Raw genomic sequence first — 261 nt, 5'->3', positions numbered from 1 at the left:
GTCAGCGACCCATAGCTGATTAGGACGATGGGCATTAAAGTTACGATTAACCAAGTCATCAGCACGCTTTTGGTCGTCACGGCTGTTGGTGGTAATCTTGCCTTTGCCTCGCCAGACACCTTGTAAGCCGTGCTGGCTCATTAAACGCTCTATGGTACACCGAGCAACCTTTAACCCGTCAGCTTTCATCTGCTGCCAGACTTTACGAACACCGTAACGGCACTTGCTGCCCTGCCAGATGCGTTTAATCTCACTGATATA

The 261-nt window shown here is 49.8% G+C and carries 1 protein-coding gene; it reads right to left on the bottom strand.

Annotation, left to right across the window (positions count from 1 at the left end; all coding sequences use genetic code 11):
* Window positions 1–261, bottom strand: a 261-nt coding sequence (locus AC2FA3_RS15300) for an IS3 family transposase (RefSeq protein WP_490510331.1), incomplete at both ends; no start/stop codon positions are given.

It is taken from the genome of Janibacter sp. CoH_79_TC_3 (genome assembly GCF_058197955.1).
This window is presented reverse-complemented; position numbering and strand designations above follow the sequence as displayed.